Source organism: Streptomyces cavernicola, assembly GCF_029968035.1.
Taxonomy (GTDB): domain Bacteria; phylum Actinomycetota; class Actinomycetes; order Streptomycetales; family Streptomycetaceae; genus Streptomyces; species Streptomyces cavernicola.
Genome location: NZ_JASCIQ010000004.1, coordinates 228,700 through 243,813 on the forward strand (window position 1 = coordinate 228,700; position 15,114 = coordinate 243,813).

At 68.5% G+C, this 15,114-nt stretch carries 13 protein-coding genes; 8 read left to right on the top strand and 5 right to left on the bottom strand.

Annotated elements, in window-relative coordinates:
• Positions 1–84: 84 nt before the first annotated feature.
• Positions 85–990, bottom strand: a complete 906-nt coding sequence (locus QIS96_RS05965; RefSeq protein WP_282541310.1) for a LysR family transcriptional regulator — start codon at positions 988–990, stop codon at positions 85–87.
• A gap of 126 nt (positions 991–1,116) precedes the next feature.
• Here QIS96_RS05965 and QIS96_RS05970 point away from each other — a divergent pair, with 126 nt between their 5' ends.
• The 7 genes from QIS96_RS05970 (at position 1,117) to QIS96_RS06000 (ending at position 8,369) form a co-directional block, all read left to right on the top strand.
• Positions 1,117–2,028 (top strand): pseudouridine-5'-phosphate glycosidase, encoded by a 912-nt coding sequence (locus QIS96_RS05970; protein ID WP_282541311.1) that lies wholly within the window; start codon positions 1,117–1,119, stop codon positions 2,026–2,028.
• Between the two features lie 20 nt (positions 2,029–2,048).
• On the top strand, positions 2,049–2,930 hold the full coding sequence (locus QIS96_RS05975) for a carbohydrate kinase family protein (RefSeq protein WP_282541312.1): 882 nt from the start codon (positions 2,049–2,051) through the stop codon (positions 2,928–2,930).
• Between the two features lie 172 nt (positions 2,931–3,102).
• On the top strand, positions 3,103–4,482 hold the full coding sequence (locus QIS96_RS05980) for an MFS transporter (RefSeq protein WP_282541313.1): 1,380 nt from the start codon (positions 3,103–3,105) through the stop codon (positions 4,480–4,482).
• Between the two features lie 38 nt (positions 4,483–4,520).
• Positions 4,521–5,129, top strand: coding sequence for a phosphoribosylanthranilate isomerase (locus QIS96_RS05985; protein ID WP_282541314.1), 609 nt, complete (start codon positions 4,521–4,523; stop codon positions 5,127–5,129).
• A 154-nt stretch (positions 5,130–5,283) separates the two neighbouring features.
• Positions 5,284–6,087, top strand: a complete 804-nt coding sequence (locus QIS96_RS05990; RefSeq protein WP_282541315.1) for a DUF1868 domain-containing protein — start codon at positions 5,284–5,286, stop codon at positions 6,085–6,087.
• A 367-nt stretch (positions 6,088–6,454) separates the two neighbouring features.
• On the top strand, positions 6,455–8,221 hold the full coding sequence (locus QIS96_RS05995; protein WP_282541316.1) for a sodium:solute symporter family transporter: 1,767 nt from the start codon (positions 6,455–6,457) through the stop codon (positions 8,219–8,221).
• 16 nt (positions 8,222–8,237) lie between these two features.
• Positions 8,238–8,369: a putative transporter small subunit gene (locus QIS96_RS06000; RefSeq protein WP_282541317.1), complete on the top strand. Its 132-nt coding sequence runs from the start codon at positions 8,238–8,240 to the stop codon at positions 8,367–8,369.
• 121 nt (positions 8,370–8,490) lie between these two features.
• Here the strand turns inward: QIS96_RS06000 and speB are convergent, their stop codons facing one another.
• Together speB and QIS96_RS06010 are read right to left on the bottom strand one after the other, a co-directional pair.
• Complete coding sequence (speB, locus tag QIS96_RS06005) at positions 8,491–9,489, bottom strand: agmatinase (RefSeq protein WP_282541318.1); 999 nt, start codon at positions 9,487–9,489, stop codon at positions 8,491–8,493.
• A 12-nt stretch (positions 9,490–9,501) separates the two neighbouring features.
• Complete coding sequence (locus tag QIS96_RS06010) at positions 9,502–10,869, bottom strand: MFS transporter (RefSeq protein ID WP_282541319.1); 1,368 nt, start codon at positions 10,867–10,869, stop codon at positions 9,502–9,504.
• Positions 10,870–11,032: 163 nt separating this feature from the next.
• Between QIS96_RS06010 and QIS96_RS06015 the strand changes: the two genes are divergently transcribed.
• Complete coding sequence (locus QIS96_RS06015) at positions 11,033–12,508, top strand: PucR family transcriptional regulator (protein WP_282541320.1); 1,476 nt, start codon at positions 11,033–11,035, stop codon at positions 12,506–12,508.
• A gap of 51 nt (positions 12,509–12,559) precedes the next feature.
• On the opposite strand, the gene QIS96_RS06020 is transcribed toward QIS96_RS06015, so the two are convergent.
• A complete protein-coding gene (locus QIS96_RS06020) occupies positions 12,560–13,894 on the bottom strand; it encodes an MFS transporter (protein ID WP_282541321.1) in 1,335 nt (444 codons plus the stop codon).
• Positions 13,895–14,121: 227 nt separating this feature from the next.
• The gene (locus QIS96_RS06025; protein ID WP_282541322.1) at positions 14,122–14,931 is read right to left on the bottom strand and encodes a GntR family transcriptional regulator; all 810 of its coding nucleotides are present in this window, start codon (positions 14,929–14,931) and stop codon (positions 14,122–14,124) included.
• Positions 14,932–15,114: the final 183 nt, after the last annotated feature.

The window sequence follows — 15,114 nt, forward strand, 5'->3', positions numbered from 1 at the left end:
CACACCGGCGCCGAGCTGACGGATGCGCACATGCGGTGGCGCGCACCCATCCCGGCTGAAGCGCTTCAGCGGCGAACCGGCACGCTACGCCGGGATGCTCAGGTTCCGGGCCTCGTCGAGAATCAGGTCGCGCAGGACCGCGGCAGACGGTCGCGGATCATCGCTACGCCACTGCAGCTCCAGGGGAAGCGTCGCCGGCCGGCTCAGCGGCAGAGCGCGCAGTTCGCCGGACAGATGCCCCACGGTGGACCGCGGAATCAGCGAGAACGCTCGCGACTGAGTCAGCAGGTACAGCCGCGAGCCCACGATTCGAGGCGGTCCGGGGTGAACTTCGGGTACCAGTCCGCGAGTTGCGCAGATGTCCAGGACGTGGTCGTAGTACGCGGGGCTCTGTTCTCGCGGCCACAGGAGCAGCGGCACCTCACGCAGCTGCCCGAGGTCGATCCGATCCAGGTGGGCCAGAGGGTGAGCGCGGCCGATGACCGCGAAGACCTCCTCGTCCACGACGGTCTTCCGCCGGAACCCCGCGATGTCGTCGAGGAAACGGCCGATGCCGATGTCGCCCTGGCCCGCCGCGAGTTGCTCGGACACGCCACCGGTTTCCACCGCCACGTCATCGATGGTCACGCCGGGCAGTTCTTGTTCCGCGCGGCTGATGACCGCGGGCAGAAGCCTGTTGACGACACTGGGCGAGGCGATCACCCGCACGGAACCCGCCCTGGATTCGTCGTACAGGCGAACCTTGTCCATGAGCCGTCTTGCCTGGTCGAGCAGTTCACGGCCCTCGGCGACCATGGCCACGCCCGCGGGGGTGAGCGAGACGGACCGCCGCGAGCGGTCGAAGAGGGGCAGCCCCAGCGCCCGCTCCAGTCTGCCGATCTCCTGACTCACCGTCGGCTGCGAGATGTGCAGCGCCTCGGCGGCCCGGCCGAAGTGGAGCTCATCAGCCACGGCGACGAAGATCTCGACCTGCCGCAGCGTGATTCTCATAGGCGAAGGCTATCAGTGGCCGATAACTTGCTTCTCGATGTAACCGTGGCGAACCCCTAACTTCATCGGCAGACAGCCGCCCCGTCCCCGGGTCAGGCACGTGGCCAGAGAAGGAAGTTGCACAACATGAGCACGTCCGCGATACACGTCTCCGACGAGGTCCAGGAAGCCGTACGAGACGGACGACCGGTGGTGGCGCTGGAGTCCACGATCTTCACGCACGGTCTGCCCCGTCCACGGAACCTGGAGGTGGCTCTGGAAGCAGAGGACAACCTCCGCTCGCAGGGCGTGGTCCCGGCCACGATCGGTGTGTTCTCCGGCGTACCCACGGTCGGGCTGAGCACCGAGGAGATCACCAAGCTCTCCCACGAGGAGGACAGCGCCAAGGTCAGCCTGCGGGACCTGCCCGTTGCGAGTGCGCTCGGCCTGCACGGCGGCACAACTGTCGCTGCCACCGCGTTCCTTGCCCACCACGCCGGCATCAAGGTGTTCTCCACCGGCGGCCTGGGCGGGGTGCACCACGGTGCGGCGCAGACCTTCGACGAATCCGCCGATATGACCACCCTGGCCGAAACCCCGATTCTGGTCGTCAGCGCCGGGGTGAAGTCGATCCTGGACGTGGCCGCAACGCTGGAGCGGTTCGAGACCCTGAACATCCCCGTGCTCGGCTTCGGCACGACCAAGTACCCGGGTTTCTACGTGACGGATTCCGGTCACACGATCGGCTACTCGGTCTCGACGCCGGAGGAGGCCGCGACCCTCATCGACGCGCGGGACGCGCTGGGCCTCCCGCAGGCCCTGCTGCTGGCCAACCCGGTCGCCGAGGACAAGCAGCTGCCGCCGTCGGAGCTGGACGCCATCCTCGCCCGAGCCTGGGCGGAGGCAGAGACGGCAGGCATCACGGGCAACGACACCACCCCGTTCCTGCTGGACTTCATCCAGCGGGACACCGGTGGCCGCAGCCTGGACGTCAACATCGAGGTCTACCGCGGCAACGTCGCCCTCGGCGGTCGTATCGCCGCTGCCCTCGCACACTGACTCGGACGAGAGGGAGCGCCGTGCTGGGAATCATGGGAGATCTCGTCGAAGACGTCGTGGTGTGGATGGCCGAGCCGGTACAGCACGGCACCGACACCGACGTGCAAATCTTCCGGACGCGAGGGGGCAGTGGTGCGAACGTCGCGAGTTTCGCCGCTCGACTCGGGCCCACCCGGTTCATCGGCTGTGTGGGCGATGACCACTTGGGCCGTTCGCTCGTCGCGGACCTCGAATCGGACGGCGTCGAGGTATGCGTGCAACGCCGCGGCGACACCGGCACGATCGTCGTTCTGATCGACCGCAGCGGAGAGCGAACCATGCTGCCGCAGCGCGCCGCCTGCACCCTGCTCGACAACGTGCCCGAAGCCTGGCTCGACGGCCTTGACCTTCTGCATGTGCCCGCCTACACCTTCGATGGCCGGCCGGTCGGGCAGACCGCGGTGGACGTGGTACGCCGGGCCAAGCGGCATGGCGCAATGATCTCGATCGACGCGTCCTCCACCGGCATGCTCGCCCGCTTCGGACTGCCCGCGTTCTTCGAGCTGTTGAGGGATCTGAACCCGGATTTCCTCATCGCGAACGAAGACGAGGCGGAGTTTCTCGGACTCTCGAAGGCGGGCGAGCCGGGCCGGAATCTGGTTCTGCTCCCGGACACCGTGGTCGTCGCGAAGGCAGGGCCCGACCCGACGACCGTCCACCAGCCGGGAGCGGGCCGATTCACGGTGCCGGTACCCGCGGTGACGGACATCCGCGACCTGACCGGCGCGGGCGACGCGTTCGCAGCCGGCTTCCTGTCGGCCTTCTTGAAGTCGAAGGATCTGCACAGCGCATGCGTCGGCGGTCACGAAGCTGCGGCGCGTGTTCTTGCCTCCCCGGGGGCTTCCCTCAAGGCCACCTCGTAAGGAATCCCTGGTACGGAGAACCAGCCGGTTTCCGCTGACTCCTCTGCGCAGGCGTTGATTCCGAACGATTTCACGTGCAAAAAGTGAGGAGTTGCCGATGAGTCCGTCGGTACACCAACAGGTCGCGACGGTGGGCGTCGAGCCCGCGCCGCGCCGCCGGATCGTGTCTCTCATGGTCGCCCTGCTGGCGGCGTGCACCGCCTTTCAGCTCAACGCCAGCATGCTCAGTCCGGTTCTGGTGGTCATCGGCAGGGAACTGCAGGCCGATGAAGTGACGGTGGGGCTGTCACAGACCGCCTTCTTCACCAGCACGGCACTGTTCGGGTTGTTCCTTCCGCGGTTCAGTGACATCGTCGGGCGCCGCCGGATCATGCTCCTGATGCTGACCGTCATGACCGGCGGGGCGGTGCTCGCCGCCCTGGCGCCCAACATGCCGGTGCTGATCGCCGCCCGCGCGATTCAGGGCGTGTCCGGTGCGGTCGTCGCCGTGTGCCTGATGATCCTGCGAAGCGAGATCAGGGACGCCCGGCGCTACGGGGCACTGATGGGCGTCGTGACCGCGGTGAACGGCGGCATCGCCGGCATCGACGCCCTCGCCGGTGGATTCCTGGCCACGCACTTCGGTTTCCGTCCTGTCTTCTGGGTCATCGTGGTCGTCGGCGCAGCGGCGGCGCTCTTCGCCTTCCGGTACATCCCGGAATCTCGACCGTCACACGGCGTCCGTATGGACTGGTCCGGAACAGCCGCACTCACGCTGTGCATCCTGCTGCTCCAACTGGCCGTCAACGAGATGGGCAAGGGCGCTCTGGCCGACTGGTTCCTCACAGCGGCACTCATCGCCGGTGGGGTGATGACCGCGGTCCTGTTCTGGACCATCGAGAAGTCCGTGGCCCAGCCGCTCGCCTCGCCGGCCCTGCTGAAGCAACGTGCGACGTGGGCGACTGTGCTCACCACGGTACTGACGATGGCCGGTGTCTTCGCCACGGTCAACGGACTGGTGATGTCCCTGGCCCAGAACACTCAGGTCGGATTCCGCCTCGAGGCCGACAGTGCCTCTCTGCTGCTGCTCACTCCCTACGCTCTCCTGGGCTGGCTCGCCGGGCCCTTCGCCGGGCGCCTGGCCTCGACCCTCGGCTACACGACGATTCTGCGAACCGGTCTGCTCGCCAGTGCTGGTGGCATCGTCGTCATGGCGATGTTCGGCACCGACAACCTCCCGATACTCGTCGCGGGCACCGTGTTCCTGGGCCTGACGTACGCAGGCATGGCGAACATCATGCTCAACGGCCTGGGTGTGGTGCTTTCACCGACGAGCAACCCTGGATTCCTTCCGGGCCTGAACTCGGCCGGGTTCGGCCTCGGCGCGGGGTTGAGCTTCGCCGTCCTGCCGGCTGTCCAGGCAGCTTCGCAGACGGCGGAGACCGGCTATGAACTCGGAATGCTCGCGGGCGGCGGTCTCACGGGACTTGCGTTTCTCATGTCCTTGCTGATCCCCAAGCCGGTGGGAGCCGAAGTGCGACACTCTTCGGCGTCACCACCCCCACACGCCTGAACTGCCTGAGAGTTCGAGCCGCCTGAGAGGAAAGCGCGTTGCGCCCGACGTACATCAAAATCTGTGGCCTCCGCACCGCCGAGACCGTGGAAGCAGCAGTCGGGGCCGGTGTCGACGCCGTCGGGTTCGTCTTCGCGCCGGGCAGCCCGCGGCTGATCGACGCCGGCGCGGCCCGGACGCTGGCTGCACGAGTCCCGGCGCAGGTCGAGACCGTTGGCGTGTTCCGCGCGCAGCCCATCGACGAGGTGCTGGAGACGGCCTCACGTGTCGGGCTGACGACCGTCCAACTCCACGGAGGCGAGGACGAGATGTCCTTCGAGCGGATCCGGGCGGAGGGGTTCCGGACGATCCGCGCGCTGGACATCGCCACGTATCTCGAGCGGCCGGACCCGAACCCCGCTGACCGGCTGCTGATCGACGCCATCGAACCGGGCGGCGGGAAACGCTTCGACACCAGGCTGCTGCAGGCGCGGCCGCCGGAGGGTTGCTGGCTTCTCGCCGGCGGTCTGGACCCGGACAATGTCGCCGCCGCCGTGCGCGCGGCCCGTCCGAGCGGAGTCGATGTCTCCAGTGGCGTGGAGTCCTCACGGGGCGTCAAGAGCGTCGAGTCGATCCGCGCCTTCGTATCCGCTGTGCGCGCGGTGTGACGTCGATGGGCACGAGTGCGGCCGTGGCTTCCGGACCCGCGCGTCTCGCGCGCTGCTCACTCGCTTCGCCGCGCAATTGGCTTCCGTCCACTCGGTGTTCAGGACGGACGGATACGTTCCGCTTATTCTCAGCCCCCTTCTCAACTGGAGCGACGTGTCCATCCTCAACCGCCGCAGCGTTCTCTTCGGCGCTGCCGGTACCGCCGCCGGCCTCACCTTCGCCCCGACCGCGAACGCCACCCCGGCAACCGCCGACCGGAGCCCCGGGCGACGGGAGCCGCTGGCGGCCGGCCCGGGTAAGAAGTGGGACCTCGACGGCAACGCGCAGCGTTTCCGCGGCAACACGTTCGTGTGCCCCGTACCGCAGGACTCCGCCTTCTTCGAGGCTGAGACCGAAGCAATGAAACTCATGCGGCGGTCGTCTCTGGCCGATCAGTACGCGTGCCTGCCACACCAGAGCATGCACATGACCGTGTTCGACGCGACCACGCAGGACGCGATCACCAAGAACCAGCTGCCGGGCTGGCTGGCCGACTGCAAGGACGTCTCCGAGATCTCGCAGCGAATCCTGGCGCGGCTGCAGCAGTCGGAATTGACGCCTGTGGGGCCGATCAGGATGAAGGTCAAGGGATTCCGCCCCTTCGACGCCAACTTCACCATGGACCTCACCCCGGCGGACGACGCGACCTTCAACACGCTGTGGACCACCCGCCGTGAATTGAGCGCGCTGCTCGACATCCGCGCCTCGAACTTCGACACCTATCAGTTCCACTCGACCATCGGCTACCGTCTGGTCAAGCCGCTGGACTCGGACGTTCCTCCCATGGAGCGGCTCGCGGCAGAGTGCACCGCACTGTTCACCGGCGACGCCGCGACCGTGACCATGGAGCACCCGGCGTTCAACCTCTTCGACGACATGCTGGCGTTCCCGCAGCTCTGGCTGCTGCCGAAGGCCTGACGCGAAGAGAGGCCCTCCCTCGCTCTCCCGCCCCGGTCACGGAACGTCAGGTCCGTGACCGGGGCGAGACGTGCCTCGTGCCCCACCGAAAGGTAAAGGCCCGGCAAACTCGGACCTTAAGTGCCTCACGGTGCGAAACGCCCGCCATTAGTAGGTGGCCGTTGAAACTGTTAACCTGCCGAAGGTTTGCGGGCTCGAATCGCCCGCCTTTTGTGAAATTTCCCGGCGCAGCGATGACGCTGCCGTGTCCGGGTCGGAGCAATTTCTGCCGCGCGCTGTGACGAGACGCGCCCCACGGGTCCCCGGTCGGCATGCCGGGTGATGTGGCTGATGCGGCGGCTCCGCGAGTCGTGAGGAGGTGGTGCGTGTGGACGGGACGGAAACGTTCCAGTTCAGCGCCTTGGTGGTGGTAGGTCTGCTCGTCTTCTTCTACGGGGGGTCCTTCTGGATGTCGACCCGTATCGGCAAGAAGGACGAGAACGCCGATGGGTACATGACCGGCGGGAACAACATCGGTTTCGGCATGTCCGCCGCCAGCATGACGGCCACCTGGATCTGGGCGGCCTCGATGTACGCGTCCGCGACGTCGGGGTACACGTACGGCATTTCAGGCCCCATCCACTACGGGCTCTGGGGCGCCCTGATGATCCTCTTCATCTACCCCTTCGGTAAGCGCATCCGCTCCGTCGCCCCGAAGGCGCACACGCTGGCCGAGGTCATGTACGCCCGGCACGGCCGCTCCAGCCAGCTCATGCTCGCCGGCTCCAACGTCGTCGGCAGCCTCATCAGCCTGATGTCCAACTTCATCGCCGGCGGTGTGCTGATCTCGCTGCTGTCACCGTTCAACTTCGTGCAGGGCGTCTTCGCCGTGGCCGCGGGCACCCTTCTCTACGCCGTGTGGTCGGGCTTCCGCGCCTCCGTGCTGACCGACTTCGTGCAGGTCCTCGCGATGCTCGGCGCGGTGGTCGTGATCGTCCCGGTCATCTTCTTCGCGTCCGGCTTCCCGGCGGCGTTCGAGACGGGTGCGCACCAACTGACCGCGCAGCAGGGCGACTTCTTCTCCAGCGAGGCGTTCATGAACCAGGGCGCCCCCTACATCGCCGCGGTGCTCGCGTACGCCATCGGCAACCAGACCATCGCGCAGCGGCTCTTCGCAGTGAAGGAGAGCCTGATCAAGCCGACCTTCATCACCGCGACCATCGGCTACGGCGCCATGGTCATCGGCGTCGGCATGCTCGGTGTGCTCGCCCTGTACCTCGGCTACGACCCGGGCAGCGACCTGAACAACCTGATCCCCGGCATGGCCGCGACCTACCTGCCGCCCGCGTTGCTCGCACTGTTCTTCATCATGATCATCGGCGCGCTGTCCTCCACCGCGGACGCCGACCTCTGCGCCCTGTCCTCGATCACGATGACCGACTTCTACGGCCAGGCCGCCGCCGGCAAGGAGAAGGCCAACCCCAGGACGATGCTGCTGGTCGGGCGCATCACCATGGTGGTGGCCACCGCAGCGGCCGTCGCCTTCGCCAGCATGCGGCTGAGCATCCTCGACCTGCTGGTGTTCGTCGGCGCGCTGTGGGGAGCCCTCGTCTTCCCGGTGCTGGCGAGCTTCTACTGGGAGAAGGTCACCAGCAAGGCGTTCACCAGCTCGGTGATCGCAGCGCTCGTGGTCTTCCTGCCGGTCCGTTTCGGCTGGATCCCGACGGACGGTGCGTTCGGCATCTTCGTGGACGTGGTGTCGGTCATCGGCATCGGTGTCGTCCTCGGTTTGATGACGTTCGGCTTCTTCGGCATCAAGGCAGCGAAGGTCGTCGGTGTGCTGGCCGCAGTGCTCGCCGCGCCGTTCGCCATCGGGCACCTGCACGAGCACGCGACGCTGTGCGGCTCCCTCGTGGCCTACGCCGTGAGCACCGTCGTCTGCTGGGCGATGTCCGTGCGGAGCGGCAAGACCTTCGACTTCTCCGTCATCGCCCAGCGCACCGGTGACTTCGACGACGCCTCAGCGCACGCGGCCGCCGTCTCCGCCGACGACGGAGACAACGGTGGCGACGGTGGCGACGACGGCAAGGCGGGCGTCCCGCAGCAGGCCGTCTCCACCGACGAACGGCCCGCGTCCGCCGCAAGCGCCAAGTGAACGAACAGGAGGCACAGTGAACACCCTCGCTCTGAGCGTGTACATCCTGATCTGGCCCGTCATCGTGGCCGGAGTGCTGTACACGATCTGCCGCGGTTTCGTCCGTGAGTGGCTGGAGGCCCGCCGTAAGGGACAGCGTCTGATCTGAGTGCGTGCATGCCGCGCCCGCCCGACAACGGGTATCGCCACCGCAGTTGGCGATACCCGTTGTTGTTTCGCTGACGGTGCCGCTCGCGGCGCCCCGTCACCTGCGCCGCCGACCGCTCACGTCAACCGTGCGTCGCGGACACCGGTACGGGGACGGCCGCCTGATTCTTCGTCATGAGCGTGATGAGGTCGAACACCACGGTGGCGGCGGCGAGGCAGGTGATTTCGGCGTGGTCGTACGCCGGTGCGACCTCGACCACGTCACCGCCGACGATGTCGAGTCCGTCGAGGCTGCGGAGCAGGCGCAGCAGCTCCCGGCTGTTGAACCCGCCCATCTCCGGAGTGCCCGTCCCAGGAGCGAAGGCCGGGTCGAGCACGTCGATGTCGATCGAGATGTACACCGGCGCGTCGCCCACGCGTCGTCGTACGGCATCCGCCGCGCCGTCGATCCCGATCACGTCGAGATCCCCGGCACGGATGGCGCGGAAGCCGAAGGCCTTGTCGTTCACGAGATCCAGCTGGTCGTAGAGCGGCCCGCGGATACCGAGGTGGATGGACTTGTCCTCGGCGAGCAGCCCTTCCTCGAAGGCGCGGCGGAACACCGTGCCGTGGGTGACCGGAGAGTTGAAGTAGGTGTCCCAGGTGTCGAGGTGGGCGTCGAAATGGACCAGGGCGAGCGGACCGTGCTGGTCCCGCGCCGCGCGGAGCATGGGCAGCGCGATGGTGTGGTCGCCGCCGATGGCCACGATGCGCCGGTCGGAGCGGCCCGCGACGTCGCGGGCACAGCGCTCGATCTGGGCGACCGCCTCATCGATGCTGAAGGGCGTACAGGGGACGTCACCGGCATCGACGGCCTGGACGGTTTCCAGCGGCGCGGTGTCGAGTTCGACGTGGAACCTCGGCCGCAGGTGGCGCGAGGCCTGACGCACGCCCATCGGTCCGAAGCGCGCGCCCGGCCGGTACGACGTACCTCCGTCGAACGGCACGCCCAGGACCGCGATGTCGTAGTCGTCGACCGAGCCGATGTCGGGAATCCGGGCGAAGGTGCCCAGGCCGGCGAAGCGCGGGACCTTCGTGGCGTCCTGTGAGCCGATCGGAGTGGGCCGGTTGTCGTGGTGCATCACGGTCTCCCTTCAGTTCGTGGTGGTGGTGGGGGTGAGGGCCGGGTCGGCGGGCTTGACCGGGCGCTCGGCTCCCGCGGCGGTGTCGCTGAGTGACCGGTTCCGGGTCTCGACGCCCCAGGCCAGCGTGGCCAGCAGCCCGACGACCGACACGACCGCCCCGATGAGCAGCGGCAGATTCCGGCTCTCGGCCAGGGCGAACGGCATCAGGTAGGTGGCCGCTGCCGCCCCGATGCGGGAGAGCGCGGTCCCCACACCGACGGCGGTGGCGCGGACCTCGGTCGGGAAGAGTTCGTTGGGGTAGACCACCTCGAGGAAGCTGGAGCCGCCCGAGGCGAGCGCGAAGACACAGACCGCGGCGAAGGAGACCCAGCTCGGCAGACCGGGCATCAGGCCGGGGACAGCCAGGGCGACCGCGATGATCCCGAAGGACCAGAGCAGCAACGCCCGTCGGCCGATGCGCTCGACCAGCCAGAGTCCGGGAATGCCGCCGATGACGAACAGCGCGGCGAGGAAGACCTCCGCGGCGGTACCGCTGATTCCCATGCCCGCCAGCAGGTCGGGGGCGAACGAGTAGAGAGCGAACAGCGGGATCACCTGCGCGGTCCAGAAGACGCCGACGAACAAGGTGCGCCGGAGATACGGGGCGCGGAACACCGTGCTGTAGCCGGCCTCGGCGACCGCTGGTTCCTCGGCCACGTCCGCCACGCCGTACCGCGGACCGAACACCTTCTTGACCGCCCGGTCGGCCTCCTCCGTACGGCCCTTGCTGAGCAGCCAGCGTGGCGACTCCGGCGTGCCGAGCCGCAGGAACAGGGTCATCACGGCGAACACCGCGGGGCTGGCGAGCATGAAGCGCCAGGCGTCCGCACCGAGTCCTTCGATGCTCACGCCCACGACGTACGCGGCGGCGGCGCCGAGCGCCCAGACCACGAAGGTGGCACCGAGCAGCCGGCCGCGGAACCGGCGCGGGAGATACTCCGCCAGCAACGACGTGGCGATCGGATAGTCGGCGCCGATGGCCGCGCCGAGGAGGAAGCGCAGCAGCGTGAGCTGCCAGACCTCGGTCGCGAAGGCGGACAGCACCGAGAACAGCGCCAGCGCCGCGAGGTCGGCGATGTACATGATGTGCCGGCCGATCTTGTCGGTGACGTATCCGAAGACCGCCCCGCCGAAGAAGATGCCGACCAGGCTGGCGGCCGCGACCAGGCCCTTGTCGCCGGCGGTCATGTCAAGGGCCGGCGTGAGTGTCGTGAAGGCGACACCGATGATCGCGATCGCGTACCCGTCGATGAACGGTCCGCCCGACGAGTAGGCGGTCAGTTTCTTGTGGAAGCGCGTGAGCGGTGCGTCGTCGATGAGATTCGATCGAGCAGTCATGGAGGAGTCCCTGGCTCGCGGTGGCCATGCCGAGGTGCTGCACCAGGTGTACGTCGGTTTCACTCACGTCGTGCAGCTGCACAGCGCTCAAAGTTCCCCGGCCGGCTTGTCCATTCGCTCAACACTCCTGTACGGACGGTCAGGCTCGGCCTATCGTCGTCCCATGCCGATAGCGGTGGGTGAGTTGCTGGAGATGCCGCACCTGCGGCTGCAACTCCACTCGGGGGCCGGGGCGTTGGACCGGACCGTCGCGTGGACGCATACAACGGACCTGCCCGAGCCGTGGCGTTGGGTCGCGGGCGGCGAGCTCCTCATGACGAACGGCATGCCGATTCCGCGGAGCGCGTCCGGCCAGGAGGAGTTGGTCCGGCAGCTGGTCGAGCACGGTGCCGCGGCGCTGGCCATCGGCGAGCGGATGTACGCCCCGCCGCTGACCAGGCGGCTGGCGCGGACGAGCGAGGAACTGGGCTTCCCGGTGCTCTGGATCGCTTACCCCATGCCGTTCGTCGCGATCTCCCGCGCGGTCGCCGAGGCGACACTCCTGGAACAGTCCCAGCGCCTGATCCGCACCGAGCGGATCTACCAGGCGCTGCAACAGATCTCCTCGCAGACCGCCGGTCTCAGGATGTTGACCGGTGCGCTCTCCCGCGAGCTCGGCTGCGAGGTCCGGGTGTGCGACCGGGCGACCGGCTGCGACTGGTACCCGGGCGTCGCACCGCTCTCCGCGCGGATCCGCACCGCCCTGACCGGGCGTCACGGAAAGCTGCGCGCCGGCGTCGTCGCAGCCCCGCTGGGCGGGGACCGTCGGGCGCTCCTGGTCGATGTACCGACGCACCCGGACGCGGTGCTCGTCGCCCTTCCCGAGCCCACCGAACAACCGGACGCGCTGCTGCTCCAGCACGCCGCGACCGTGTGTGCCCTGGCGCTCTCCCAGGCCCGCTTGACCATCGAGCACGACCGCAGGACCGGTGCGGAGCTGCTGCTCCAGATCCTCGATGCCCAGCTGGCCCCGGCCGTGGCCGAGCGGCAGCTGACAGGGCTCGGCCTCGCACTCGATGAGGTGGTGTGCGTGGTGGCACGGAACGACGAACCGGACCTGCTCAGAAACATGCACCTGAACCTGTGGCGGGCGGCCGTCGAGCACACCACGGTGCACCGCGGCGGGGGCACCTCGCTCACGCTGCTGCCCGAGGCTGCCGTGCCGGTGCTGGTCCAGGCGCTCGGGCCAGGCGGCCGGGCGGGTGTCAGCGATCCGGCAGTCCGTGCCGACCGCATCAACGACGCTGTACGAGAGGCGACTTGGGCGCTCGACACTGCCGAGGACGAGGGCGTGCCACTGCTGCGTTACGCCGATGCCGATCCGCTCCTCGGCCCGCGCAACCCCGTCGAGGCACGCGCCCTCGCCGATCGCGTACTCGGTCGTGTGCTCGCACTGCCGTCCGCGCAGGCCGACGAACTGCTGACGACCCTGCGGACGTTCCTCGCAGAGGGCAGGTCCTGGCAGCGCACGGCCGAGGCCCTGCACGTGCACCGGCAGACCGTGCGCTACCGCATTCGGCGCATCGAGGGCCTGACCGGGAAGCGGATCTCCGACACCGGTGATCTGGCCGCGCTCTGGCTCGCGGTGAAGGCCGTCTGAAGGCTCGCCTTCCGGCGACCGCGGGGGTAGTGCGCCCCACGGCCGTGGGGCTCAGAGTCCGTTCCCTGCGCCGTCCGCGCTGCGGCGACGTTCGCTCCAGTGGTTCGTCAGGCCGGCCAGGATCAGCGCCGCGGCGGTGGCGGCGGACAGCAAGAACCCGGCTGTCGAGCCATGGGCCTGGCTGATGCTTCCGCCGAGGGCGGTCCACAGCGCCTGGCCGACGACGAGGGCGCAGGCGAGCGTCGTCATGAGGGTGGCTGTCCTGCCCTGCGGGGTACGACGGCCGGCGATGACGAACAACGTCACAATCACGCCGCCGACCCCGCATCCCGCACAGGCCAGGGCCACCGTGACCGTCACGACCGAGGTTGCGGCGACGAGCGCGCCCGAGGCAGCGAGGACGATCGCAGCGCACAGCAGCCAGCGGGTCCGCAGGGACAACCTCTCCGGGACGAAGACGATCAGGATCGCGGTGGCGACCGAGCCGATGCTCATCCCTCCGTAGACGATCCCTGTCGACAGCTCCATGCCGCGATCCCGCATGAACAGGGTGAGCGCCGTCAAGGTCGACCCGAAGAACGCCCCGACCAGAAACATGCCCAGCGGGAGGATCATGATCCGAGGACGGAGGAGGCTCCGCGCGGCTGCCGGGACCGGTCCTGCTGCCGCCTCATGGTGCTGTGGCAGAGCCGCCGTCCGGTGAAAGGCGAACGCCACCACGAACACGGCGGCGATCAGGCCCGCGGCGAGCAGCGGGGCCCCGGCGCCGAAAGCCGTGGCCAGCAGGCCGATCACCACGGGGCCCAGCACGAACGCCGATTCGTCCGCCACGGACTCGTAACTCATGACAAGTGACAGGAGCGGGTCGCGCCGGCCGTCGGCGGGAGTTCGGGCGGTCACGTGAGTGATCAGGCGTGTCCGCGACAGCGGCGCGACCTGCGGGGCGCTCGCACCGACGAGGAATCCGACGGCGGCCACCCAGATGATCGACACCGCCGAGTACGTCATCAGTACGAAGCCGACCAGAGCGGCGACATTGACGCCGGAACCGATCAGCAGGACCCGGCGCTGACCGTACCGGTCGGCGAAGGAGCCGGTCATCGGGCCGAAGACCGCCGTGCCGATGCCCGTCATCGCTGACACCGCACCGCTCTGGGCGAGTGAACCCCGCACGTCCGAGACCAGCGTGAGTGTCCCGACCACGGTCATGGCGAACGGCAGCCGGCTGACGAACGCGAGGGGGAAGAATCCGTATCCGACGAGATCCAGCAGGGCGCGGCCCCTGGACCGGGATCCCCCGCTCGGGACGGGACTCGGGGTGGGCGACGGGGCTCCGGTCGTGCTGCGGCCGTCGCGCGCGGCGGACTCCGGCCAGGAAGTGCTCAAGGTCGACTCGCTATCGGATCGTCGGGCGTCGGGAGGGCGCACGCTGACGTGCTCCGACCGCACCACCGGCAGCCCGGCACCGCACGACTGTGCGGCGGCCCCGTACGACGCTATGAGCAGCGCCGATTCGGCATCAACAAGCAAAAGGCGAGCGGCTCATAGCCTGTGCCTATGTCCCTGCCTTCACCCCTCCGTGGGGTGGGCGAGCCCGCTGGGGAGCGGCCCGGTCACGGGAGGCGCAGGAGGCGTTCCAGCAGCTCGGCGTCGTAGCGGGCGACGAAGGCGTCGACCTCTTCGAGGAGCCGGTCGAGGTGGGCCCGCATGAGGTCGGCGGCTCGCTCTGCATCGCGCCCGGCCATGGCCTCGATGATCGAGTCGTGTTCGGCCACGCTCACGGCGCTGTGGTGGTGCGCTTCCAGGATGACGTCCAGCGCAGCCTCGACGTGGTCATGGCTGTCGTCGAGCACGATGGCGATCATCGCCTGCACCAGAGGGTTCTGCGCCGGAGCCGCCAGCAGGCGGTGGAACGTGAGCGCGATGTCCCTGGGGGGCCGTTCCTTGGCCCTGGCCCGCTCGTGATGCTCGGCCACCACCTTGCGCAGAGCAGTGAGTTGGGCGTCGGAGATGTGCGCGGTGGCGTCCCGTACGGCCTCGGGTTCGATGGCCCGCCGGGCCTTGAGCAGATTGAGTACGTCCTGGGCGGTGTGCACCTCGGACGCCGACACCAGGCTCGCGCTCCTCGAGGTACGCCGCAGGCGCTCGACAGCTCGGCTTCCCGCGGGGGTGAGGACCCGCCCCTTGCCCCCCACCTGCAGCGTCAGGCCCTCCGCATCGAGCTGGCGCAGTCGCCGCGCCACGGTGGATTCCGACAGGCGCTGTCCCTGGCCGACCAGTGCGGCACTGATCTGCCGGGCGCCCACGGGGATACCGGCCTCGTCGATGGCGATGAGCAGTGCGTCGCCGACGGCGTCGGCCGGCCGGCCCGGCACCGCGCGTACGTCACCTGCGTCACGTACTGCACGTACTGCTTCGTTCACAGCGCTCCTCGCGGGGCGGCGGTGTTCGGCGAACCGCCGCCAAGTTCTCCAGGGTCCTGGATGAAGTCTGCCATGCATGAGGGTCCACCATCACAAACGACCTAGGTCCGTCACTATTGACGGACCCCTGTCGTCGGCGGCACACTCCTCGCAATCGATGAGCCGCCGGCTCTGCGCGGAGAC